Source organism: Zobellia sp. B3R18 (assembly GCF_018860715.1).
In the GTDB taxonomy this organism is placed as follows: Bacteria; Bacteroidota; Bacteroidia; order Flavobacteriales; family Flavobacteriaceae; genus Zobellia; species Zobellia russellii.
Window position 1 is genome coordinate 1,837,287 of record NZ_JAHKQG010000011.1, and the last position, 23,883, is coordinate 1,861,169.

The 23,883-nt window shown below is 38.6% G+C and carries 28 protein-coding genes; 2 read left to right on the forward strand and 26 right to left on the reverse strand.

The genetic code is table 11. The annotated features are described in order from the left end of the window. Positions 1–29: 29 nt before the first annotated feature. Positions 30–530: a Dps family protein gene (locus tag KO513_RS14130; protein ID WP_215438009.1), complete on the reverse strand. Its 501-nt coding sequence runs from the start codon at positions 528–530 to the stop codon at positions 30–32. A gap of 226 nt (positions 531–756) precedes the next feature. On the opposite strand from KO513_RS14130, the gene KO513_RS14135 reads away from it, so the two are divergent. Continuing rightward, entirely contained in the window at positions 757–1,251 is a 495-nt protein-coding gene (locus KO513_RS14135; protein ID WP_215913892.1) for a YciE/YciF ferroxidase family protein, read from the forward strand. Positions 1,252–1,473: 222 nt separating this feature from the next. Here KO513_RS14135 and KO513_RS14140 read toward each other — a convergent pair whose 3' ends face one another. From KO513_RS14140 to KO513_RS14185, 10 genes are all read right to left on the reverse strand, one after another. Next, on the reverse strand, positions 1,474–2,502 hold the full coding sequence (locus tag KO513_RS14140; protein ID WP_215913893.1) for a helix-turn-helix domain-containing protein: 1,029 nt from the start codon (positions 2,500–2,502) through the stop codon (positions 1,474–1,476). 53 nt (positions 2,503–2,555) lie between these two features. After that, the gene (locus tag KO513_RS14145; RefSeq protein WP_215438012.1) at positions 2,556–2,702 is read right to left on the reverse strand and encodes a hypothetical protein; all 147 of its coding nucleotides are present in this window, start codon (positions 2,700–2,702) and stop codon (positions 2,556–2,558) included. 216 nt (positions 2,703–2,918) lie between these two features. Continuing rightward, positions 2,919–5,915 carry a PAS domain-containing protein gene (locus KO513_RS14150; RefSeq protein ID WP_252735805.1) on the reverse strand — a complete coding sequence of 999 codons (2,997 nt, stop codon included), beginning with the start codon at positions 5,913–5,915 and terminating at the stop codon, positions 2,919–2,921. Positions 5,916–5,920: 5 nt separating this feature from the next. Next, complete coding sequence (locus tag KO513_RS14155; protein ID WP_215438013.1) at positions 5,921–6,367, reverse strand: response regulator; 447 nt, start codon at positions 6,365–6,367, stop codon at positions 5,921–5,923. 9 nt (positions 6,368–6,376) lie between these two features. Next, complete coding sequence (locus KO513_RS14160; protein ID WP_215913894.1) at positions 6,377–6,937, reverse strand: helix-turn-helix domain-containing protein; 561 nt, start codon at positions 6,935–6,937, stop codon at positions 6,377–6,379. 229 nt (positions 6,938–7,166) lie between these two features. Continuing rightward, complete coding sequence (locus tag KO513_RS14165) at positions 7,167–7,358, reverse strand: hypothetical protein (RefSeq protein ID WP_215438015.1); 192 nt, start codon at positions 7,356–7,358, stop codon at positions 7,167–7,169. A 30-nt stretch (positions 7,359–7,388) separates the two neighbouring features. Then, complete coding sequence (locus KO513_RS14170; protein ID WP_215438016.1) at positions 7,389–7,550, reverse strand: DUF1328 family protein; 162 nt, start codon at positions 7,548–7,550, stop codon at positions 7,389–7,391. Between the two features lie 165 nt (positions 7,551–7,715). After that, a complete protein-coding gene (locus KO513_RS14175; RefSeq protein WP_215913895.1) occupies positions 7,716–8,459 on the reverse strand; it encodes an SOS response-associated peptidase family protein in 744 nt (247 codons plus the stop codon). Positions 8,460–8,538: 79 nt separating this feature from the next. Beyond that, positions 8,539–8,988 (reverse strand): ferritin-like domain-containing protein, encoded by a 450-nt coding sequence (locus KO513_RS14180; protein ID WP_215913896.1) that lies wholly within the window; start codon positions 8,986–8,988, stop codon positions 8,539–8,541. Positions 8,989–9,186: 198 nt separating this feature from the next. Continuing rightward, on the reverse strand, positions 9,187–10,257 hold the full coding sequence (locus KO513_RS14185) for a DNA topoisomerase IB (RefSeq protein WP_215913897.1): 1,071 nt from the start codon (positions 10,255–10,257) through the stop codon (positions 9,187–9,189). A gap of 228 nt (positions 10,258–10,485) precedes the next feature. Here KO513_RS14185 and KO513_RS14190 point away from each other — a divergent pair, with 228 nt between their 5' ends. Continuing rightward, entirely contained in the window at positions 10,486–10,671 is a 186-nt protein-coding gene (locus tag KO513_RS14190; protein WP_215438020.1) for a hypothetical protein, read from the forward strand. A gap of 32 nt (positions 10,672–10,703) precedes the next feature. Here KO513_RS14190 and KO513_RS14195 read toward each other — a convergent pair whose 3' ends face one another. The 15 genes from KO513_RS14195 to KO513_RS14265 all read right to left on the reverse strand — a co-directional run bounded on the left by KO513_RS14195 (position 10,704) and on the right by KO513_RS14265 (position 23,825). Further along, positions 10,704–11,804: an AI-2E family transporter gene (locus tag KO513_RS14195; protein ID WP_215913898.1), complete on the reverse strand. Its 1,101-nt coding sequence runs from the start codon at positions 11,802–11,804 to the stop codon at positions 10,704–10,706. Between the two features lie 26 nt (positions 11,805–11,830). After that, positions 11,831–12,724: a mechanosensitive ion channel family protein gene (locus KO513_RS14200; protein ID WP_215438022.1), complete on the reverse strand. Its 894-nt coding sequence runs from the start codon at positions 12,722–12,724 to the stop codon at positions 11,831–11,833. Between the two features lie 10 nt (positions 12,725–12,734). After that, complete coding sequence (locus tag KO513_RS14205) at positions 12,735–14,564, reverse strand: SLC13 family permease (protein WP_215913899.1); 1,830 nt, start codon at positions 14,562–14,564, stop codon at positions 12,735–12,737. Positions 14,565–14,612: 48 nt separating this feature from the next. Beyond that, positions 14,613–14,774, reverse strand: a complete 162-nt coding sequence (locus tag KO513_RS14210; RefSeq protein ID WP_215438024.1) for a hypothetical protein — start codon at positions 14,772–14,774, stop codon at positions 14,613–14,615. 38 nt (positions 14,775–14,812) lie between these two features. Beyond that, on the reverse strand, positions 14,813–15,112 hold the full coding sequence (gene hpf / locus KO513_RS14215) for a ribosome hibernation-promoting factor, HPF/YfiA family (protein ID WP_215913900.1): 300 nt from the start codon (positions 15,110–15,112) through the stop codon (positions 14,813–14,815). A 43-nt stretch (positions 15,113–15,155) separates the two neighbouring features. Continuing rightward, the gene (locus KO513_RS14220; protein ID WP_371735772.1) at positions 15,156–15,839 is read right to left on the reverse strand and encodes an NADPH-dependent F420 reductase; all 684 of its coding nucleotides are present in this window, start codon (positions 15,837–15,839) and stop codon (positions 15,156–15,158) included. A gap of 246 nt (positions 15,840–16,085) precedes the next feature. Continuing rightward, positions 16,086–17,108, reverse strand: coding sequence for an AI-2E family transporter (locus tag KO513_RS14225; protein ID WP_215913902.1), 1,023 nt, complete (start codon positions 17,106–17,108; stop codon positions 16,086–16,088). 52 nt (positions 17,109–17,160) lie between these two features. Further along, positions 17,161–17,400, reverse strand: coding sequence for a DUF7218 family protein (locus tag KO513_RS14230; protein ID WP_215913903.1), 240 nt, complete (start codon positions 17,398–17,400; stop codon positions 17,161–17,163). 42 nt (positions 17,401–17,442) lie between these two features. Next, positions 17,443–18,186 carry an SDR family oxidoreductase gene (locus tag KO513_RS14235; protein ID WP_215913904.1) on the reverse strand — a complete coding sequence of 248 codons (744 nt, stop codon included), beginning with the start codon at positions 18,184–18,186 and terminating at the stop codon, positions 17,443–17,445. Between the two features lie 151 nt (positions 18,187–18,337). Next, positions 18,338–19,243, reverse strand: a complete 906-nt coding sequence (locus tag KO513_RS14240) for a YihY/virulence factor BrkB family protein (RefSeq protein ID WP_215913905.1) — start codon at positions 19,241–19,243, stop codon at positions 18,338–18,340. A 150-nt stretch (positions 19,244–19,393) separates the two neighbouring features. Beyond that, on the reverse strand, positions 19,394–19,912 hold the full coding sequence (locus tag KO513_RS14245; RefSeq protein WP_215913906.1) for an NUDIX domain-containing protein: 519 nt from the start codon (positions 19,910–19,912) through the stop codon (positions 19,394–19,396). A gap of 178 nt (positions 19,913–20,090) precedes the next feature. Continuing rightward, entirely contained in the window at positions 20,091–21,614 is a 1,524-nt protein-coding gene (locus KO513_RS14250; RefSeq protein ID WP_215913907.1) for a Dabb family protein, read from the reverse strand. Positions 21,615–21,630: 16 nt separating this feature from the next. After that, positions 21,631–22,125: a GlcG/HbpS family heme-binding protein gene (locus tag KO513_RS14255; protein WP_215438033.1), complete on the reverse strand. Its 495-nt coding sequence runs from the start codon at positions 22,123–22,125 to the stop codon at positions 21,631–21,633. Positions 22,126–22,203: 78 nt separating this feature from the next. Next, on the reverse strand, positions 22,204–22,779 hold the full coding sequence (locus KO513_RS14260; protein ID WP_215438034.1) for a Crp/Fnr family transcriptional regulator: 576 nt from the start codon (positions 22,777–22,779) through the stop codon (positions 22,204–22,206). Between the two features lie 164 nt (positions 22,780–22,943). Further along, positions 22,944–23,825 (reverse strand): family 16 glycosylhydrolase, encoded by an 882-nt coding sequence (locus tag KO513_RS14265; protein WP_215914043.1) that lies wholly within the window; start codon positions 23,823–23,825, stop codon positions 22,944–22,946. Positions 23,826–23,883: the final 58 nt, after the last annotated feature.

Below are 23,883 nucleotides of genomic sequence, written 5' to 3' on the forward strand. Positions count from 1 at the left end.
CGCCGTTTTTTTTGTCTTTAAACTTACTATTAATCAAATTGCTTAAGAGATGCTCTTAACATCCAAGCCATTTGTTCGTGTGCCTGTAAGATACCGGTAATAAAATCTGCAGTACCTTCATCATTATGAGCTTCGGCATTTTCGCCAATGCTTTCTCGTATAAATTTGATGACTTTATCATGGTCTTTAAGCAAGACTGTCATAAAGCTTGCACTATCGGTTTGGTCAGGATTGTTTTCCTCCAAATGAGACAGCTCTAAAAACTCTTTTAGAGTACCCGGAGAATAGAACCCGAGCATACGGATACGTTCTGCTACTTCATCAATAAACTTTTCTAATTTGCCATATTCCTCTTCAAAAAATACGTGCTTAGTGTGAAAATCAATTCCCTCTACATTCCAGTGTGCGTTACGCGTTTTTGTATAAAGTAAAAATTCATCGGCCAATAATTGGCGAAGCATTTTTACTACAGCTTCACGGTTTGATTTTTTTATACCTATCTCGGTTTTTTGTGCTTCTTGAACTTCCATAATTTTTTCTTTTTTGATTACATATGCAATTTAAGACCGAACCGCTGCACAGGTTGACCGGAAAAGTTTATTAATTGCTCCAAAAGGTAAAGGCTAAAATGGGGTAGTTGATTTGATGAATTACAACATTCTTTTTTTGTATTGGGTCAACATTCTGCACCCATGAAGACTACTTTAGTTAGGAAAAAGAAAATAAGGAGTACTAAACTTTGTAAAGAGAAGGAATATGAAGACGTTGAACGATTTATTCGAACATCAATTGAGGGACCTTTACAGTGCGGAAACCCAGTTATTGGCAGCTTTGCCCGATATTGTGGAACATGCAAACGACAAGCGTTTAAAACAGGCTTTTGAGAATCATTTAGAGGAAACAAGAGAGCAAAAGAGTAGAATTGAAAATATCTGCCGCGAATTGAATATTACACCTAGTGGTGAAACCTGCCAAGCAATGAAAGGCCTCATTAACGAAGCTAAGAATTTTATAGACAAGGCCCAAGGTGATGAGTTAATGGATGTAGGTCTTATTGCGGAAATACAGCGCGTACAGCATTATGAAATTTCCGGTTACGGAACGGCGGTTAGGTTCGCCAAAGAACTTGGATATAGGGAGATTGCCAAAACCTTACAGGAGACGCTTAATGAAGAGTATGACGCGGACAATACTTTGGAGAAACTGGCAGAAACCCGTTTGAACAAAAAGGCCATAGGAGATAACGCTTAGTTACTGTGTTGGTTTAAAAATAAAAGCCCAAGCAAGTGTTTAAACATTTGCTTGGGCTTTTTAATGTACTGTAATAATTGCAAGAAAGTTAAAGGATTAAATCGTACGTTTTAATCGTAAATATATAACCCGTCATGTTCCAAGTTCATTTAAGGGTATAAAAAAACCGGTATAAACTATACCGGTTTCTTATCAACAACCAAACTATTCCTGTATGTTTTATTATGCAGAAGCTGCCATTACGTTCTGCTTATCTTTATACTGCTTTGGGCTACAGTTATATTTGTTTCTGAATATTTTGGAGAAGTAGCTACGGCTGGTAAATCCAATACTATATACTACTTCGGATATATTTAAATCTGTGTTTTTAATAAGTTCTTCAGCTTTTGCAATACGTACCTCACGGATGTAATCCGTAACCGTTGTACCATGCATCAACTTAAAGCCTTCTTGTAATTTACAAGGAGAAAGACCTGATTTACGACAAAGTTCAGAGATAGATAATTGTCTTTCAGGATAGTTATGTACGAAGTCCGAAATATCCTTCACAGCCTCCATTTCTCTTGTGTTAAGGCTTCCAGTCTGATTTTCTCTGTTCTTAAGGTCGTCTGTATGTTGTTGAACCTCTAAGGCCAAAATCATATGTACCAATCCTTCTATCAAAAGGCTTCTTACGATACCTTCTTGCTTGATAGCTTTTAACTGAGCAATCTGATCAGCGATTTTTAAGTTATAAGAACCTATGTAGATCGTATTTTGAGCAGGCTTACCTTTCAACATTAGCTCCTGTAGCCTGTAGTTTAAACCGTTCTTTTGAGCGGTTTCGTTACTTGCTACCGTTCTTACTACTATAAGAGATGTTTTTACCCGTACATCTTTCTGAAAATATAGAACGTTGCTTGCATTGCTCTCATTGGTAAGGATACCTGTCTGAAAGTTCTCTAAAACGTTCTTTTTGGTTTCGTCATTAAAGCTGTGCGCAATTCTACCTCCGGAGCAGTAAGCGAAACAAATAGGTGCATTTTCTTCACAACCTGTTCTTATAGTGAAGTCATTGGCGAATTCCATATCAAATTCCAAATAAGAAATTCCACCTTTAAAGGTAATACCTCTAATATGTCCTCTACCTAATTCGTTGTCCAAAGTTAAAATGTGTTCTTTAACATTCACGTCCAATGACCCACCAAAATTTTGGTGTAGTTGTTGAAACATATTCTTAATTGCTGCAGATGATAAGTTAATAGTTGTCATAGTGTTCTTTTTAAGGTTGTTAATTTCTTTACGCTAAGGATGTAACCAAGTGGTTATCCTTTTCTCTGTTGTTGACCGCTTTGGGCCATTCCTACTGTAAAGCTTTCTGGATTCATACTATGAGAAGGACTCTCATTAATAGGTCTAACACGACCGACTCTTGCCAGCTGCTCAGATACTTTTTCTATTAGATTTTTCATAGATACCAGATTAATTATTTGTTCTGGTACAAAGATCATGGAGAAGCCCTCATTTTCTCTTACACAATTTTCGCTTTGTGTTATAGAATTGTGGGTTTTGAGCTAAAAAGCGGTTAAAAAGTCCTTAATATGGGGTGAAATAAAGCAAAACAAAGTTTGTTCTAGCTTTGTATGCTAAAATTGTATAACTCTACGAAGGTCTTTCTAAAAGTTGAATTAAGCTGGTAAATAGAAGATGAAGGCAGAACCTTTGCCAAGTTCACTAGTGGCATAAATGAAACCGTGATGGTTTTCTACAATCTTTTTACAGATAGCTAAACCTATACCTGTACCTGAATATTCGGATTTTTGGTGTAAGCGTTGAAATACCTCAAATATTTTATCGGAGTACTCCGTTGAAAAACCAATGCCATTATCTATAATAGTAATCTTATAATAGGTATTGGCCGTCTTGAAGAAGTTTTCCGGAATTTGCTTTCCATGTACCTTTTCTGCTTGAATGGTAACGGAAGGTGTTGCATCCGCTACTTTATACTTTAGGGCGTTTCCAATTAAATTATTGAACAGTTGCTCCAGCTGGTAAGATACCCCACGGAGTGTAGGGAGGTCTTCACTCTTTATAATAGCACCTGTGTTCTCAATGCTTGAAGAGAGGTCCTCTTTAACCTTTAATAATACCTGATTCAAATCTATGAGCTCAAAATCTTCATGTTTGGAATCGATTCTAGAATAAGTGAGCAGGTTCAATACCAATGCCTGCATACGGGAGGCGGCATTAACGACCTTTTGAAAATAGACCCGGCCTTTATCCGATAGGTTTTCGGTCTCCGTACTCTCCAATCGGGAGATGAACATTTGGGTCTTTCTAAGCGGTTCCTGTAAATCATGACTGGCCACCCGGTTAAAAGATTCCAGTTCTGCGTTACTTTGTTGTAGTTCCAAGTTACTGGCCCGTAATTTTTCCTCCGCCGCAATACTCAATGAGATATCCTGTGCCACCCCAGACATGATTTGTTTATTGTCTTTCTGAATAAACTGACCATTTACTTTGAGGTGCTTAACTTCTCCTGTTTTGGTAATGATACGGTAGCGGTGTTCATTAACGCTCAGCTCATGGGTAGATTTTTCAATGCTTTGCTGGTAGGTCTTTAAATCTTCCGGGTGAACAAATTCACCAAATTTCTTCAAAGAGGATTCAAACCCTTTGGGTTCAAATCCTAACATGCGATAAAAATTATCTGAAAGTTCAATCATATCCGTACCCACGTACCAGATGAAACTTCCAATTTTCGCCAATCGTTCCGCATCTGTAAGAATAGAGTTTTGTATGGAGAGTTCTTGATTGAGTTCTATAACACGATCGGAATTCTGCTTTTCTTCGGTAACGTCTACTACTACGCCCACAGAGGCCCTTCTGCCATTACGAATAAGCGCGCGCCCATTAAGTTCTATATATTTTACATCTCCTTGTTTGGTTATAATGCGGTATCCGTTCACTTTTGATTTACCAAATTCAACTGTTTCGGCACCTAAGAGGTCATAAGCTTCTAGATCTTCTGGATGAACAAATTTGCGGTAGCTTTCAAAAGTTATTTTAATTGCATTGGGCTCGTACCCCAAAATCCTATAAAAATTATCGGAAATAGTAGCTTCGCCATTATCTAAGTACCAAATGTAGCTGCCTATGTTGGCTACGTTTTCCGCATCAATAAAAATGGAGTTCTGGGTCTCTAATTGCGTATTGAGCTGTACAAGTTGCTCGGTCTTTTCTTTTTCTTCCGTTATTTCCCTAGAAGTAAGTGTAACACCGTCTCCTAATTTTACGGCTCGGGCACTGAACCATTTGGGCATGCCATCTACTTCATAAGGAACTTCGTAAGATTTGGGTTTGCCCGTTTGGACCACATCTTTTAAATAACCGAAAATTTCGGTTTCAAAAATTACAGGGAAAACCTCGGATACGTTTTTGTTGATTATTTCCTCTGGAAGGTCTCCCGTAATGGGTGTAATCTTATCGTTAATGAATAAAATTTTAAAGTCTGAGATATTACCTTTTTTATCCCTAATGGCCTCAAAATTCATAATGGTATGCGGAATGCTTTTAAAGATGTTGTTCAAAAAAGCACGGTTGTCCAGTAATTTAAGATTTTGGTCCTCTAGCCGCTGGTTAAGGAATAGTTGTTCTTCTTTGGCTTTTTCTTCCGCCGTAGAGTTCCGCGCGGTTACCATAATTCCTTCTGCCAAAGGCATTACGAGCGATTTGAACCACAATTTTTCTCCTTCTATGGAAATTTGTCGATCTAGATTTATTTTTTCCTTTTGCTCAAAACAGTTCACTAATTTTTCAAATTCTCCGTTCAGCATTAAAAACGGAAATACTTTGGATATAGGTTGTCCGGTTATTTCGTCAGGGTCTAGCCCTAGATAATCACGGTTACATTCATTGGCAAATACAATTTTAAAGTCTATAATTTTCTCCTTATTCCTATCGTAAACGGGTTCGTAATAGTTTACAATGTTATCCGTAGTGGCGAGCACACTTCTGAGAAAATTTTCTGAACTACGAATTCTTAATTTGTTCCTGTATATCTTTAAAAAGGCAAGTACAAAGACAAGAAGGGCAAAAAAAGCAAGTAGTAGAGAGGTAAGGGGGGCAAGGTACTTATTGGATTCGTATTCTTCCCTGGTCTTTTTGATAGATAGGCGCTCTTCCGCCAGCATTTGGTTTCTGATGTTCCTAATACGGTAGAGCGTAAAATTAATATCGCTTTTCTTTTCGTTTTCGGATTCATTAAGAACGATTGAGTCCTGAGCTGGGTGGTCTCCAAGAATTTTGAGTTCTTCGTGTAAAGAATCCAATAATGCTTGCATTGGCGCCAAACGAATTTGCTGTGAGGTATTATCACGCGTAAGGTCCTTAAGCGTCTTTAATATGGTTTCTCCCTCTTTTACATAATCGTCAAAAATGGTGTTATTTCCTTCTGACCTTTGGAGTTGGTTCCTGAATTCTTCCGATTCTGCTTGTGTAGAGTGCGCGGATAGTTCGCTAATAGCATTGTTTACTTGCAGCGTATGGGCTACTTTCTCGGCTAAATCTTGCATGCGCATAATCTGGTAATACGCCATGCTTGCCGTGAATAGGATAATTACAAAAGCAACGAACAATAAAACTATGTAGGTCTTGGAAGAGGTATATATTCGTTTAAAATCCATAAGGTCTATATGCGAAATAGAAAGGTGTCTTTGTTAAGGTTAGACGTGTGATACTGCCAATTTAATTGTAAAATCCGCTCTACGGAACTTTGCAATTTAACAAAGTTATTGGGCTTATTAAGATAAATATTTGCTCCATTTAAAAATGTTTCTTCTATATCCTTCTCTGAGGAGGAGGTAGAATAAATGGCAATGCAAAGGTCCTTTAAATTTGAATTTTGTCGTATTTCTTTTAAGCACTCCATGCCATTTTTTATGGGCATGTTCAAATCCAGAAAAATAAGGTCCGGTAAGACAACACCCGGAGCGGAGAGGTAGTCCATAAGTTCTTGGCCATGATTAAAAAGAGACAATTTGGTCTTAATGCTGATTTCTTCTATAGCTTCACTGAAGAGCATTCTGTCATCATCATCATCATCTGCAAGTGCAATGTTCAGCAATTTAGTGTTCATAGGTAACTATTAGTTGGGGTTAGCGGTATGATTGATTTTCTTCTTCATAATTCTCTGGAAAGTACTCGGGGTAAGTCCGGTTGTCTTTTTAAATTGCCCGGACAAATGTGCTACACTACTATAATTTAGCTGAAAAGCAATTTCCGTAAGTGTCATATCCGTATTACAAATCAGTTCCTTTGCCAAATCTACTTTACGTAAAATAATATAGTTTTCAATAGAAGTATAGGTGCTCTCCGAAAATACGGATGACAAATGTGCATACGAATAGTGGAGACTGTCGGACAAGTAGGTAGAAAATTTTAAGGAACTCAATTCTTTGTTCTTTAAAAAATCGTCTATTGCATTTTTTATGCGCTCAACAAGGGTTATTTTTTGGTCATCCAAAATTTCAATTCCATACCTTCTTAAGGAATTGGTAAGAGATTGTTTTTGGTCTTCGGGTAGGTTGCCTTTTATACGTACTTCGCCCAGACTGCCCAGTGTATACGAAATATCATAAGCATCAAGATGTTCTTTTAAAAGCGTCTCACATGCCTTATTAAAATCGTATTTTACAAAGAGTACCATATGCTATTTAGAGCTGTATTTTCCTAAGATGAAAGATATGCGTTTTATTTTTAAAATAAAGCATTGTGAATAGATACGATAGAAAAGTTAAACTAGATTAAAATTAGGTGCAAAATATTTTTCGTTTTGCAGATGTGAATGCGTGTTATGAATTTAAAACCATACGTAGCAAAAAAGCGGAAGCTTCCTAATGGAAACTCCCGCTTTAACAACCAACCAAACTATTCTCTTAATTGTCGTCTACAGCGTCTTCAATTCCGTCTTCAACATCTTCGGCGCCTTCTTCAATGGCATCGCCTGTATCGTCAATTGCGTCTTCTATCTTGTCTCCCGTATCTTTATTTTGTTCCCTACAACTCGTAAGTGTAGTAAAGGATGCGGTCATTAAGACAAATAACATTACATATAGTGTGCGTTTCATAGTATTTAGGTTTTATAGATTAATAATGTGTTAGACCGCTTTCTTTCCGGTGAATAATGAAATCACGAAAAGAATTAGGAATATGAAAAATAGGACTTTGGCTATACTTGCAGCGCCGGCTGCTATTCCACCAAATCCAAATATTGCGGCAATAATTGCCAGTATTACAAAAGTGACTGTCCAGCGTAACATAATATATGGTTTTAGATTAGTAAATTTTTAGTGTCGTACTTATCCGACTTCTATACTACAAAGATGAAGATTGTGTGCCGTTTACATTGACACTAAAAATTTTGATTTTGCCTTTAAACAATTTGAATTTCAATGAGATTGCTTAAAAGGAGACCTCGGTTGAGGTTAGGAATTACTTAGGTCTATACTATTGTGGAACAGTAGATCGTGTAGGGGAGTAGGGAGAAAATCAGACTCGCCCAAAACGGATAATTCGTTAAAGGCATCGGACACATTATTTTCAAAAAAATCTTCTGAAATGGCCTCTGCAGTCAGGGAGCGTGATGTTTCTTCTGTATGTATTCCGGTAACGGGAATTTTGTAATCTAGCCAATCTTGTTGTTGATGTTCAGGTAATATAAGCGGCATCTGGTTACCTGCATTATGAACTTCGGCAAAAGTTTTATTGGCCTGTTGCGTAACTAATGCGCAGGTCATAAAACCATCTTCTAGCTCATTGCAAATAGCTGCTAGGGCAAACGGTTCACAGGATTCTTGGGTCATATGAAAGAAGAGTAACTCTCCGTCCGCAATAAATGTGGTGTAAAAACCGGTTACAATAACCAAGCATCTTTCCGTTTCTTCAGATTGAATAAACCAAGGCCGTTCTTTTAAGGATTGTATAGGTACGGTTAAGGTATTCACGTGTTTTTGAAACGCGCCCCAATCTCCTTCAAATTTTTTGGGAAGAATTCCCCAAATGGATGTAGTTATAGTTCTTTGCTGTTTTGAGGTTATGATAGGAACGGTACTTTCTTCTAGTCCGTTTATTATTTCTCTAGGTCTGTATATATCGGGAAATTCAAAGATGGCGTCATATCTATCTTCAATCTGCTCTCTTGCTGCCCGAATAGATAATTTGTTGAACATAATTATATGGTATAAATAGTTAGTAAAATGTAAAAAAGGGATACAAATGCATCCCTTTAATTTTTAATCTTTACTATCCTTATAGTACGTCTTCCAATCTTTTGATGCTGTTAAGATCGGTACTTATCTTATTCATTTGCTGAGTAAGCAAAGTAGTTGTTGTGGTAGGTAATGAAACCTCGTTCAATACTGCTTTGTACTCTTCCACAGCTGCTTTTTCTCCAGTAATGGCTTCCTCTAGCATAGACTCGTCATTATCTGCGCTAAACCACGCTTTAACGTCCATCCAACCACGGTGCATTGCTCCTGTGGCGCTTCCGCCTTTTTCAAAATCCTGTCCGTAGCGTACAATTTCCGACTTTAAGTCATGTCCAAAAGTGTAGCGCTCGTCGGCCTTACGTTTAAAAAATGTTTTTAAATCCGTGCTTTTGGCGTGCTCGGCAGCTTTTTTAAAGCCTTTTTCCGCATCGTACGTCTTCTCTAATATATTGTTCAATTTAGTTTGTACTTCTTCAGTATATGTGCTCATCTTTATTCAAATTTTAATGAACGGCAACTTTGTAAAAATTGATGCTTGCCGTATGACATCTTGCTTTCTACTTGTAAAATTAGAGCAATAGATGCGTTGGTCTTTATCTGAAAAAATCAATTATTGATGCAATCCAAGATATTCGGATTTAAAAGGTATCTATTTGTTTTTCAATGTGAAATAAAACAAAAGAGAGTGTTAAAACTTTGGAGTGTATTGCTCAAAAAGGTCTAGTATGACCATTTCCGAAGTGGAAAAATGTTCCTGTTCGGAGTCGGTTTTCTGTGCCTTGTCAAACCACTTTTCTATGGAACCATCCTCATATTTGGAGACTAGAACCGGGTGCACATAATATTTACGACAAACGTTGCGGGTATTCCCCAAAGCGGCCGCTGCAGCATCAAAACCTTCTAGTAAGTTTTGTTTGGTTTCTTTTTGGGTCTCTGCGGTGCCCTGGTCTAAAAGTGTATCAAAAAATATAACGGATGCCGCCCATGTTCTAAAATCCTTGGCGGTAAAAAACTCACCACTTATCTCATGCAGGTATTCGTTTACCATAGAACTATCTACGGATTGTTTGTCACCATCTTCATCATAATATTGAAATAGTTCCCAGCCGGGAATGTCCTCGCATCGGCTTATAAGGCGAATGAGTTTTTTGTTGCGTACCGTAACCGAATGTTTCTTTCCTTTTTTGCCTACGAACTCAAACTTTATGTTATTCTTAAAGATTTCAACATGTTTCTTTCTTAGGGTGGAGAGTCCGTAAGATTTATTGCGCTTGGCATATTGCTCGTTTCCAATACGAATATGGGTCTCGTCCATAAGCTTTACAATGAGCGCTACCACTTTGCTTTTAGACCATTGCTTTTGTGCAAGGTCCTTTTCTACTTGCTCCCTAATAACAGGTAACTTTTTGCCAAAGAGGCTCATTTTATAAAACTTGGTCTGGTTTCTGATCTTTACCCAAGTAGGATGGTATCTATATTGTTTTCTGTTCTTAAGGTCTTTTCCTACGGCTTGGAGGTGTCCGTTTTGCAAATGGGTGATTTTCACATCTTCCCAGGCGGGTGGTAACACCAAACTGGTAATTCGTTCTAATTCGTTCTTATCTTTTAGGGGCTTTTGTTTGTAGGTATACACAAAACCTTTTCCTTTTCGGTGTCTAGAAATGGGCATTTTGCCATTATCCACATATACTAGATTTAGACTTTCTATCGCCAATTCCGGGGCTTTTAATAACTGACTTAAAAGGTTCTTCTGTGTCATCTGTTTTTAGTTGATTTTTTTGTGTGGAAAAGGGATGAGGTTAAAGATATCCCCTATATAGCAATGGGTTTGAGCTCTATCGGTTTTTAGATTGACCGTTTTGGTAAATGGACATGAATAAGTGAAAAATGAGTGTATATTGACATAAATCTACTTTTTATTCTCCAATTTTTTGGAGTTAAATAAAGTGGTGAAGTCATTTGATGAAACAGATAAAACAAAACAATTATGAACAATACAGTAGAAGACGAAAAAATTAAAAACGAAGAAACCGAGTTTGTTAAGGAATCCCATGACCCTAAACAAGAGTACATCTTTCAAAAGAGCGGGATTACCAAAAAAGGATTTTTTATCATTATAGCTTTTTTGGTGGTTTTGATAGTGGCACTTGTTGCTTCCGGTGTGGTTTTCTAAAATAGAAAATTCTTTAAACTTAAATTAAATAGTTACAGTCCTTTGGTTAGGGCTGTAACTATTTTGTTTTTAGAAACAAATTGCTTTAAAATCACCTTTAATACTGTATACCCGGGAACGGCTAACATCATGCCCACGATACCAAATAACAGGCCTGCACCCAATATCACCAAGAAAATTTCCAACGGATGGGATTTTACACTGTTACTGAAGATGATAGGTTGCGAGAAAAAATTGTCTATAAGTTGGCCAATGGTTACTCCCAGTAAAACATAGCCTACTTTAGGCAGGATAATAGTGCTGAAATCTACACCGGGATTACTCGTAATAGTAAACATGACCATGATTACCGCACCAATCATAGGGCCTAAATACGGAATGATATTGAATAGGGCACACATAAACGCTATGAGTACCGCATTCTCTACACCCACCAAAATTAAGGTTATGGCATAAAGGGAGAACAGAATAAAAATTTGGAACAAAAGCCCCACGAAATAGCGGGACAACAGATTCTTTATTTTTGCCAAAGAGCGCATAGTTTTCATTCTATGGCTATCCGGTACAGAGGTTAGAATAGACCGTTGGATGATATTGCTATCCTTCAGGAAAAAGAATGAAATGAAGAGAACGGAGAACAGGCCAATACCAATGTTGTCCAGTACCTGTAAGATGGATTTTATAAAGGATGGAACTAAATCTCTCCCCAATCCGTTTACCGCCGTTTTATTTAAAGTGGCATCTTCCACCAAATCTTCTACCACTTTTTTTGTAGTGCCAAAATATTCGGAGAGCATAACATATAATTTATCAAACTCATTTTGAATTATACCAAAATCGAACAGATATAGATTTTTCCCCTGTTCGGTCAACAGGGGTACTATCAACATAATAATACCACCAAATAGGGCTGCAATGACCAGCATGGTCATAGCAACGGCTAAAATATTGGGTACCCTTAAACTCTTCCTCAAAAATGTAACAATGGGCCTGCCTATTAACGCTACAATTGCAGAAATTATCAGGTACGCAACTATGGATTGCAGCTCATAAATGATATACAAAAGTAAAACGAAGCCGCACACGGCGGCAATCGCTTTTAGAATTCCATTGGCTATTTCGGTTGACTTCATAGGGTTGGTTTTAGGTAGGCAAAAGATTAAGACTCCCCTTTAATAGTGTTCATATTTAGGGTATTCTTTCCAAAATCCAAAGTACGGATCGGGAAAGGAATGTTAATGTCTTTCTCGTCAAAATGAGACTTGATTAATTTTACGGCTTCATGTCTAGCAGCATGCTCTTGTTTGGCGCCTTTCATATCTATCCAAAAACGAACCATAAAGTTGATGGAGCTATCACCAAATTCGGTGAAGAAAAATTCTACCTCTTCGCTTTTTTTCTGAGGAAAGTTTTCCCCAATTATTTTTACGACCAAATCCTCTACCTGCTGTAGGCTACTTTCGTACCCTACGCCACAGTTTACCACAATACGGCTTCGATCACTGATCGAGTAATTTTTAAATGGCCCATCTATGAACTTGGAGTTGGGTATGACCACGTAATTGTTATCTGGTTGGCGCACAACTACATTGCGCAGGCTTATCTCCGAAACAAATCCTTTAATACCGTCACTTTCAATAAAATCATCAATATTTATTTTGGGCATGAAGGAGAGGATAAGTCCGCCAAAAGTGTTACTCAGAGTACCTTGTAGGGCAAGACCAATGGCCAAACCTACCACCCCTGCTCCAGCAAGAATACTGGTAAGTACCTTATCCAGTTCAAGAACCCCTAGGGCAACAAAGAACCCGATCAGGATAACCGCCAAGAATACAAACCGTGCAATAATATCTTGAATAGATTGCTGGCTAATGCGATTGAGCAAGAATTTTCGTAATAGCTTGCGAATACCACGGGCAATGAAATAGAACAGGACCATAATTAAAATGGCCATTACTAAGTTTGGGAGCTTTAGAATTATAGCATCTAGCCATCCATCTAATTTGTTCCATAATTTACTTAATGCGTCTTCTATTGAGAATTTACTTTCCATATTAATAGTGTTACAACATATTGGTTAATAAAAATGTGGCCACCGTTGCTAGGATGAGGCTTAAAAGACCTCCAATTCCTAAAAAGTGACTAAACCGGTAATTTCCAAGGCTATAGATCAACGTGTTGGTCTGATACCCTACCGGAGTAAAAAAGCTAAAATTTGCAGCGAACATTACCGCCAGAATAAAGGGCTTAAAGTCTAACTGCATGCCCTGTGCTACTGAAATGGCTATGGGCGTCATAATAATTGCCGTAGCATTGTTGCTAATGACCGCACTCAAAATCATAGTAGTAAAGAACAACGTACCTATGACAATAAAACCCGGTTGGTCAAATAGAAAACCGAGCAACTTTTCCGATATAAAAACATCGGCGCCAGTATTGTGCATGGCAATTCCCAAAGGAATCATGCCTGCTAGCAGAAAGAATATTTGCCAGTTTACTTTCTTGTAGACCGTGGTAAGATCCAAATTTTTCGTGAGCAATAGAATGCAAAAACCGGTAAGGGCGCTTACCATTATTGATAACAAACCGGAAGCCGCCAAACCTATCACTAGCAGTAGAACGGACAGCGAAAAATAACGTTTGTATTTAGAATTGGAACGTACATTTTCAAACTCTTGCAGCAAGAGTACGTTCTCCATTCTGCTGAGGTTTTCCAGGTTTTCTTTTGAGGTCTCCAAAAGGAGGCGGTCTCCCACCTTGAGTACAAGCTTGTTCATGCTACTGCGCACTAGCCTGTCGTTTAATTTAGTAAGTGTCTTACGTTTTTTAATGGCAATGGGCACGATGTCTTGCATCACCAAACTTCGGAGTTTGCCCAGTGTTTTTCCTAAAAACTGGGCTCCGGGAAGCATAAGGAATTCTACAAATACACGCTTGTCCAAGTCTCCTTCTTCCTTCGTGATTTGGTCTTTATTTAGTCCTGATTCCTGTGCCGGAGCAAAATAATTTTCTTGGTTAAGGCTAAGGTTCTCGGACTCATTAATGCGGGTAAGATTTTCTAAATCGCACATTAATAAAAGCTCGTCGTTGGCCTTAAATGTCACATACTTACCGGGCGAATTATGAATTCTATTATTTCGTGTAAGTTTCAACAGGGATATATCCGGGTTCTCAAAAAGAAAACTTTCTTGAACCGTTTTGCCTACCAGTTGGGAATCTGAATTAATGTGGACATTGGTTACGTAGTTGTTCAGGTTATAATCTTCATCTAGATTTTTTCCCTTGCCCCAAGGTAACCAGCGCAAGGTAAGGGTTAAATAAACAATTGAAATTCCCAGAAATATCAACCCTAAAATTGAAAACTCAAAGAACCCCAGTTTTTCTGCGCCTAAGTCCGTTGCCACGGAATTCACAATTAAATTGGTGGAAGTGCCCATTAAGGTACAGGAGCCACCTAATATTCCAGCAAAGGAAATAGGCAGTAGTAGCTTGCTTTGAGAGATATTGTATCGCTCCGATAGCTGATTTATAATTTTGATGAATACGATAACTACCGCTGTGGTGCTTATAAATGCCGAAATTCCTGCAGTTACGAACATGAATATAGGCGCCATTATAAAGAGGGGCAGCCCTTTTATCCGGCCCATACCCGAAGCCAACCAGTTAATGACCCCGTTTTCTTCTAGTGCAATGGCCAATATCATCAAGGCGAGCACCGCAATAGTAGCGTTGTTTGAAAAACCGCTGATAGCCTCTTCGGGTGTCACCAGACCCAATAGGGTTAGTGAAACTATAATTAGAAAGGCAATTTTGTCAACTGGAAAAACTTCAAATACAAAGAGTACTACCGTTACCAGTAATACACAAAACATTAAAGTTATTTCCCAAGTCATTTTGTTTCTGTGGCGCAGTGTTTAAATGAATGCACATTGCCTAATTGGTTATCTTTTTAGTTTCTTTCTTTTTTTCTTGCCTTTTCCTGAATCCTTGTTCTGCAAGAGTTTGTACCCTAAATAGGCAAATTGCATACCTACAAGGGCAAGTTTTAGTTTTCTACTGCCGGCCAATGCTGACGCAATGCCGATTATTGATGTTGGTTTCATATGATTTTTTTTAAATTGATAAATTGAAAAGTTGACGGCTAGTGAGCCGACAACTTTTCTTTTACTTTTCTAAGCTGATGTTCCAAATCACGGATGGTTTCGCTCAGTGCCGCTTCAAAGTTCTCGGCGTTAGATGAAACAAAAATTCGTGGTCCGGGCATGCTTAAACGGATGTCACAAAACATATTCTCTTCGTCACTTCTATTTTCCGTTTTAAAGAATACATCGGCCCTATGTACGAAGTCGTATTTTTTACTCAGATTTTCCAGTTTTTCTTTGGCCATGGCCTCTAGACGTTCACTTGCGCTTACATCGTGGTATTCATAAATGATTTGCATATTCTTTTCTTTTTAGGTTCTGTTTATAGTTGCAATCAGGCATTTAATAAGCCCTTGTTGAATCTACTAGTTCTTTAAGTTCGTCATGACTTAAGGATTTTCCGTAAATAGGTTGGTCAGGGTCCATAATCTGGGTATCGGCAAGGTTGCCAACAAACAGAGTGTCAAAACCCATATCCTCAATAAGCTTTTTAGTTATATACCTACTTTCCATATCCTGTGCTGCGTATGGAATAGTCAGTTTATCTGTAGTTCTAAAGGCTCGGTCACGTAGATGTTCCGCTTTAATGGAATTAAACGCCTTGGCGGTTTTTGCCGTGCTGAACTTCATAGCGGTATATTCGGATGCTGAATAGTTGGCATCTCTAACCTCTTGCGCCATTTCTCCATCTCTTTCGGGATAAGGATTTGTAGCATCAATTATTAGTTTGTTACTATAGCCTGAAGCATATGTTTTGGCAATATCATCTATTGCTTTAAAGGGTATGGCCAAGAGATAAACATCTGCATTGGCTTCAAATGCCTCTTTTACACTAACGGCTTTGGCATTATCTCCGGATTCACGTGCCAAGTTCTGTAATTCTTCCGGGTGGCGGGAACTGAACAATACATCATGGCCTGCTTTTGCCCAATGCTTTCCTAAGTTTCCTCCTATATTTCCACTTCCTATAATTCCTATTTTCATAACTGTGTTTTTTATGTGATATACGCCTAAGCGAAAAATCAATTTATATTCTGTTTTATGGCTTGTTCCGTTTTTAGCATCAAAGGATACCTAGTGAAAAAGTTTCTTTCTCCGGTGCGTTGGCGCTATTGGAATCTAAGCTTACACGATATTAATCAAATGATTAAAGGTGGCTTGACCCAAAAGCAGCTATTTTTAGTGCTAATGGAATACAGGTATCATTATTCTGAATACCGATGTTTTTGAGTACGAAAAACCTAGTTTCGGGATAAGGGGAAGCGGTGAATTTCACATGGTCTCCCCATCTTGTTTGCCATATTCCTGTTTGTAGATCTGTACGATAATTAGAAAAAGACTAACGAACAACGGACCGAAAATAAGCCCTATAAACCCAAAAAGGGGAATACCTATGAGAACACCGACCAAGGTAATTAAAGGATGTACATCGTCTAATTTTCTTAAAATGTATAATCTGATGATATTATCCGTAGAACCTACTATGACTATACCATAGATTAAGATTCCCCAAGCCTGAAAAGTGTCTCCTGCCGAGAGGGTCAATATAAATACGGGCAATGTGCCCAGCATATTCCCTACAAACGGAATCATAGACCCAATGGCCACGATTACGGCCCAGAAAAAAGGGTTCTGAATACCAAAGATGAGAAAACCGATCAAAGCAACTACACCTTGGGCAATGGCAACCAAAGGAATGCCAAGGGCATTGGCGCGTACCATACGTCTTATTTTGCTACCAATAGTTTCTAGGTTATTGGTGCTGATAGGGATATATTCATAGAGTGACTCCCGTAGTTCTTTCCTATTGGTAAGCATAAAATACAGGAAGAAATACATAATACCTATGGCAATTACCGAAGTAAATGTACTTCCCGCAAAACCCTGTAAGCTATCTGATAACCAGCCCGAAACTGCGGAAACGTCAATTTCCGAAGATAGGTCATAACCCACATATTGCTCCACATTTTGGAGTTGTTCCTTTACGGCTTTGGTAACCTTTTCCGAGTTGTTTACGGCTTGGCTTACTTTGTTGCCCAACATCAATACCGCTCCAGAAACTGGAATTAATATGATTATGACCGATGCGAACATTAAAAGGCCAGCAGCCAAATCTGGCTTCCAGCCTTTATTTACCAACTTAGCCATTGGCTTTTTCAGTAAAACATACAATGTTATAGCTCCTAGAACACCCGAAAAATAGGGGGCCATTTCTTTAAAAATGAGTCCTCCTATGAGCACTATTAGCAATAGCACAAAAAGCTGACGGATAATTTTTGGGTCTATAGTTTTCATGGCGCTATCTGATTTTAAGTGAAATGATGTTCAGTAGGGGAAGAAGGGCAGCCTAGTTGTTCCTTAGGGTATGGATGAGTTCCTGCTTTGTCATTTTTGACCTTCCATCAATATCCACATTTTTAGCCTGCTCGTAGAGTTTCTCTTTGGTCCACTCTTCATACGGTTTGGCTTTGCCACCTTTCTTTCCCGAATTGGGCGAATTTGCTATTCTTGCAGACTTTTCCTTGCTATAGCCTTTGTCTCGCAACGCCTCATATTGTTCTTCGTTCTTTACACTTGGTATGTCCATTTTTGTAAAATTTTAGATTCAACATTTCTTAAGGGTACCGGTTTATTTTTGCTGTTCTGTGGGCATTATAAAGACATCGTTAATATTGGCGCGGGCCGGTTGAACCAAGGCGTAATGAATGGCTTCTGCAATATCTTCCGCTTCCAAAAAGGTCATCTTTTGCATCTCCTTGAACGTTTCCTTAATATCCTCGTCCGTAATAGTATCGGTAAGTTCCGTGGAGACAGCACCGGGTTCAATTGATGTTACATTAATACCATATTTAGGTGCTAATTCTTGCCTAAGTCCCTCGGAAAACATTTTTACCGCAGATTTTGTAGCACAGTATACGGCTCCTCCGGGAAAATAATTATGTGCGGCACTAGAAGAGATATTTATAATGTTACCACCTTTATTTTCAATCATGGTAGGAAGCACAGCGGCTACACCGTTCAGTACCCCTTTAATATTTACATCTACCATCTTTTCCCATTCATCGGTCTTTAATTTTTCAACGTAGGATAAAGGCATTAAACCTGCATTGTTGATGAGGGCGTCTATAGTGTTGAATTTTTCCAGTGTTTTGTTAACAAGCTCCTCGTAGTCCGATTTGCTGGTAACATCTCCCGTTACGATCAAGGCTTCACCACCATTGTTTTCAATCTTTTCCTTTAAATCTTTCAGGCGGTCCTCACGGCGTGCGGTAAGTACAACTTTTGCGCCTGCTTTAGATAGTTTAAGCGCTGTAGCTTCACCTATTCCACTTGATGCTCCCGTTATAATGATTACTTTGTCTTTTATGTTCATAGTATTTCTTTTTTAAATCAAATTTCTAATTGAAACAAAGGTTGGGATAACTGGCAAAACGGTTTAATCACATCAAAATAATTATTGACTATAACCATATTGCTACTTGAAAATAGGAAGGTGAATAAGGGGAACTTCGCTTTGAAACTAACTATTTTATAAGGTTTTCCGAAGATTTTAGCGGTGTTCCATGTCCGTATCTTTTAGCATACACCCATGTGAATTCCGCTCCAAAAAAGAGGATGAGACAAGAGTAAGATACCCATAAAAGAATCAGGACAATGGTTCCTGCTGCACCATAGGTAGAACCTGGGTCTGCTTCACCAAAATAATAACCTAAGAGCGACTTGCCCAGAACGAACAATACGGCTGTGATCAGTGCACCTATCCATACTGTTTTCCACCGTATTTTAGTGTCGGGCAGGTAACGGAAAATTAAGGCAAAAAGAACGGTAATAATACCCACAGAAACGGCAAAATCAAGTAAATAGGCGATGTAAACAATAACATCAGGGAGAATGCTTCGTATATATCCGTTCAGTGCCGAAATTGCGGTGGTTACCAAAAAACTGATTAATAACAAAAAACCGATTGCGAGAATAAAGGCGAAACTCCTGGCCCTGTCAATCAGCATTTTTAGAATACTGGAATCCGGATTGGGCTGCACTTGCCATATTTGGTTAAGGGATAACTGTAAATGATAAAATACCCCTGTGGCACCAAAAATAAGGGTGCCTATACCTAAAATACTGGCAATGGTACTCCGATCCTCATTTTGCGTTTCGATCATCATAGACTGTATGGCTTCGGCGGCATCGCGACCAAGGGCACTGGATATTTCTTGGGTTAGTTCACCTTGAACAATATCCGTACCCCAAACCGAACCCACAAGATTAATGATAATGACCAAAAGTCCCGGTAAGGAAAGTACGGCATAATAAGCCACAATTGCACTCAACCTAAAAGGGTCGTCCGCTTCCCAAGCTTTGTAGGTGTCTACAATTAACTTGGGCAAGTGTTTTATTTTAAACTTTTTATCGGTTTCGTTAGCTGTCATATTTTTGAAACTACCGTAGGGTCTATGCGTGCAATTTTGAGTAAAATTACCGCTACGGATTTCAAATTATTGACCGATATGCGTTATGTTTTGATGGAATTGAATTTAACCTGGGTAGGTAATTCTAAGCTAATTTAATGTTCGTATGGGCTATTGAATTTTATTTGCAATTAGTTCCAACAAGAAAGTTTCCCGTTCAATGGACATCCCTTTTTTATCACTGGAGGCCATGGTTTGTTTGTTGTGACGTATAGCGTCGTGAATATTGATCCAAACGGCTTTCATTCCGTTTTTGGTTTCATAGTGCTCCAAGTTTGGGGTGCCTAGTTCTTCGCCAATATCGCAAGTGTAGCAATAGGAAATCATGTGTTGAACATCAAAACCTGATTTGTGCCATGGTCTGTACTCTTCGTAAATGCCAAAAGGTTGAATGTTCTGTATGTCCGTAGCACCAGTTTCTTCCGAAAGCTCACGCATCATTCCTGCAATTTTGTCCTCGTCCGTATCCAAACCGCCACCCGGGAGGCTATAATCTTCATATCTCTCTGTATAGAGCAAGAGGATGTTTTGCTCTTTTATGGCGATACTTCTAGTGGCCAATCTTGTGAAAACCGTTTTATTTTCTAGGGTTGTTACTTCGGGGTGAAAATGGGTCTTTAAATTTTGCATCAAAAAGTCTAGTCGTTTTAAACGCTACGCGTAATGGAAATGGGTATTCAATTTCCGTTTGCATAAGTAATCATTTTTTCGATTTAAAACTATCGAACTCAAAAATGCAGAACGACTTTTTAAAAAACCGGAACTGTGCCCGCCCTAGAAATAGGACAATCCTGAAAACACCCTGTAGTTAGGGTTTTGTCCAGTAATCCATAACCAAAACATCATCAATTAAAGGTCCAATTTTATTTACCAAGGCAATATGTGCCTCGTGAAATAAATATATTTCCCTAGCATGGTCATCTTTGAACGTTAACGTAAAGGCATGGGTAAACCCTTTGCTAGCTCCTTCTTTACTATCATTAAGACCCCATTCTATGTTCTCGATTTCAGGAATTTCTTTTTTAAGATTCAAGAAGGCATTCACGGCTTCGTTAAGTTCTACTTCGGTAGCTTCTTTTTTGTATTTCAGGTTAACGATGTGTCTTAAGACTTTATCACCTCTATCTGCCTTAGGAGCAACCTTATACGTTGCTATCTTCTTTAGGTCAAATCTGTTGGAGCCGGCTATTAATAAGTTAACATCATCTATTTGATGCGACCGCAGACCATAATAAATAGAAAAACCATTTTCTAGATAATTTAGAGGTGTGAGCGTCCCGTCTTCGGTTAACTTACAAAGTTGAATACTGGCATCGTCCCGAGTCCCTACGGCCAAAATAGCTTCATTGTTATCTACGGAAACGACCTCAATTCTGGTTTGCCCTTGCAGTTTAGTGTTTTCATCATCTTTTAGAACAAAGTGAGGTTCTAAAGCCCCTTTTCTATTCACTTTAAAAACACTTACCCCATCACCATGATATACAAAGTCCGGGTTTTTAATAAAGCCATTTCTTTTATAGTATTTATGGTGCCTGTGGCCCACTATGATATAATGATTGTCTCCAAGTTTTACCCCGGTTACCGGATAGGCCCCTGTTAAGTATCTATCTGTAGTATTATCGCTAATATTATTTATGTTTTTAAAAGAACCGTTTTCATACACCCTAAAGCTGCTCACGCCATTGTCTTGAAACCCGCCAGTGTATAAAAATGTTTTTCCTTTTAATTTGTGTGTGAACATCCCTATGATTCCGTCTGTATGAATTTTTTCATCATCTTTCATAGATTGCACGTGGGTGAGTTTGCCATCTTTATGGATTTTAAAACTGCTCAACCCAGGTGTTTCTTCCAAGCCACCAATAAACAGGTAAGATCCTTGATTCATATGAACTACCTGCAGTGTAATGGCAATCCCAAGGTGCGTTTCGTCAGTATCCATGGTCAGGCTAAGTCGTTCTAAAGAACCATCATCTAAAATCTTAAAAGTCTCAATTGCATTACCGAACTTATTTGCTACAAATAAAAAGTCCGTACCGCTAATGTTGTCCGCCACCATGCCTCTAGCCGGACCTTCTTTTTTATAAAGTTCTTGAGTGCCTATTGGGTTAAGCTTGCCCTCTTTGTTCAAGCTAAATATGTCTATACCCCCAAAACCTCCGGCATATACAAAATGAGTACCGTTTTTTTCATAGCTTGTAATGGTTACCGTATTGTTCGCAGATACACTTTTAAAATCCTGCAGATAGGGCATGAGGTCATTTGTGTTTTGCGAAATACACAGTTGTGAGAGGGACAGTGCGATGATAGTTATACATAGTGTTAAGCGGCTCATGATGCTGTTTTTTAAATTATTCAAGTATGGCGTTGGCTCCCACGGAGGCTATTTCATGGTCCTGTTCAATGGTTCCGCCACTAACCCCTATGGCACCTATAATTTTTCCTTGTTCGTTTTTAATAGGAATTCCGCCCGGAAACGAAACGAGTCCGTTGTTTGTAAGTTCAATATTATAAATAATACCCCCGGGTTGGGTAAGCTTACCTAGGTCTCCGGTGTTGATATTAAAATAACGGGACGTTTTTGCCTTTTTAATCGCTACATCTATGCTTCCTAGAAATGAATCGTCCATACGGATAAAGGCTTTTAAGTTGGCACCTGCATCTACTACGGCAATATTTACCGGTGCCTCTAAAGCTTCAGCTTTTTCCTTGGCCGCTAAAACAGCTTGTAGGGCCTTTTCGTTTGAAATATCCGTTGATGTTTGAGAAGAGGCGACACCTGTATTGAAAAGAACGAGAAAGGCTAGAATTTTTATGCCTTTGGGTAATAAAGCTTTGGTCTTCATGGCTATTTACATTTTTAGATAGGCAAATATCTTGAATGAAGTTGGCAAAAGAGTTGAACTAGTTCAACTCAAAAAAAATTATTTGACGCTCTTTTTAATTTTGCTCAAGAATTCATGTCTAATGCCAAGATAACCCGCTATTTGCTTGTCCGTGAGTTTGGATGATATCTCAGGATAGGTCTGTATAAAATGGAGATAACGTTCTTTGGCGGTCAAACAATGGTTACGTACCAATCTCCTTTGCCAAGAAACCAAACCTTTTTGGAACATGATCCTAAAGATTTTCTCTGCAACAGGCAAAGAATTATAAAGAGCAAGTTTGTCCTGTCTATTGATCAAGAGTATTTTACTGTCCTCTATGGCCTCTATGTTTAGATCGGATGGGATTTGGTTCATAAAACTATCAATATCCATCAGCCACCAATCTTTTACCGCAAAATAAAGGGTGTTCTCATTCCCTTTTTTATCCAAGGTAAAAACCCTAAAACAACCTTCCGTTACAAAACCTTCAAATTTACAGACCTGCCCCTGTTGCAATAAAAATTCTTTTCTTTCTATAGACTTAGGATGAAAGAAGCTACAGAAAACCTCCTGTTCCGTTTTGGAAAGTTGGGCATTCTTTTCTATGTGTTCTAAAAGTAAATCGTGTGACATTTATTGCCTTGTTCCTTATGTTCAATTGTTTATTGCAATATAGAGGAAAGAATTATATTGGGCCTTTGGTGAGATGGAAATACCTCCTGTTGAACCTAGGTTTTGATGGCGTGTTTATAACAGTAGCCTTGTAACCAATTTTAGTATGATTAGTGAAGATGATACTAATTCTTGTCATCCACCAATTCCCATGACCTTACCCAATTGTACGTTGTGGTTCTGTCTTTTTTTGAACCTGTCATGCCGCCGTCTTTAGGTACCGGATTCCAATCGTAGGTTTCAACAACCATTCGTAAGTACATTTCAATATCAAAATCGGCCGGGGGAGTTACTTTGGATTGCATTTTACCGTCCAAGAAAAATATAATCTCATCCTTGGATTTCCACCAAACACCGTAAACATGGAAATCTTCATAAGCTTTTCCGCCTAACTCTCCTTTGCCTTTGCTTGATCCTTTCTCGTATTCACACCCTTCAGGGATATTTCTGCTGTGGGTATTGGAGTTCATGCTCTGGTCAAAGTATTTCATCCATTCGGCATCGTTCGTTATTTGTCCAACGGACTCCTGAATGTCCAATTCCGTTGTTCTTTTATCACAGCCTTTTAGGTCTTTTCCTTCATTAATCAACCAAAACGTAGAGGACATAAAGGTTTTGTTGGCTTTCATTTCGCATTCGTAATAGCCGTAGGTCATGCCATTTCTAGAGCCAACGTAACCGCCGCCGTGGGTATAGTTTTTATTGTTTTTCACTATGGGTTCAGGTAACATAGTTGTGGTTATCTGCAGGCTTCCGTTTTTTACGGAAATGTTCTCAGCTAGGAACAATCCCGGAGCACGGCCTATCCACCCCTGACCCGAAATCTGCCATTTCTTTTCATCTATCTTTTTTCCATTAAATTCATCGGACATGTTATCAACTAATTTCCATTCCTGCTGAGACTGTTTTGGGTCCTCTCCGGGTTTGAAATAAGGAGTTTCTTGAGCAAAGACAGTGGTGGTAATAAATAGGGCAAGGATTGTTGATAGGAGGTTGGGTAGTTGCATTAGTGTAGAAATAGAATTGTTCAATTATGGTTAGGTTTTGTACTGTTGTAGAACGATT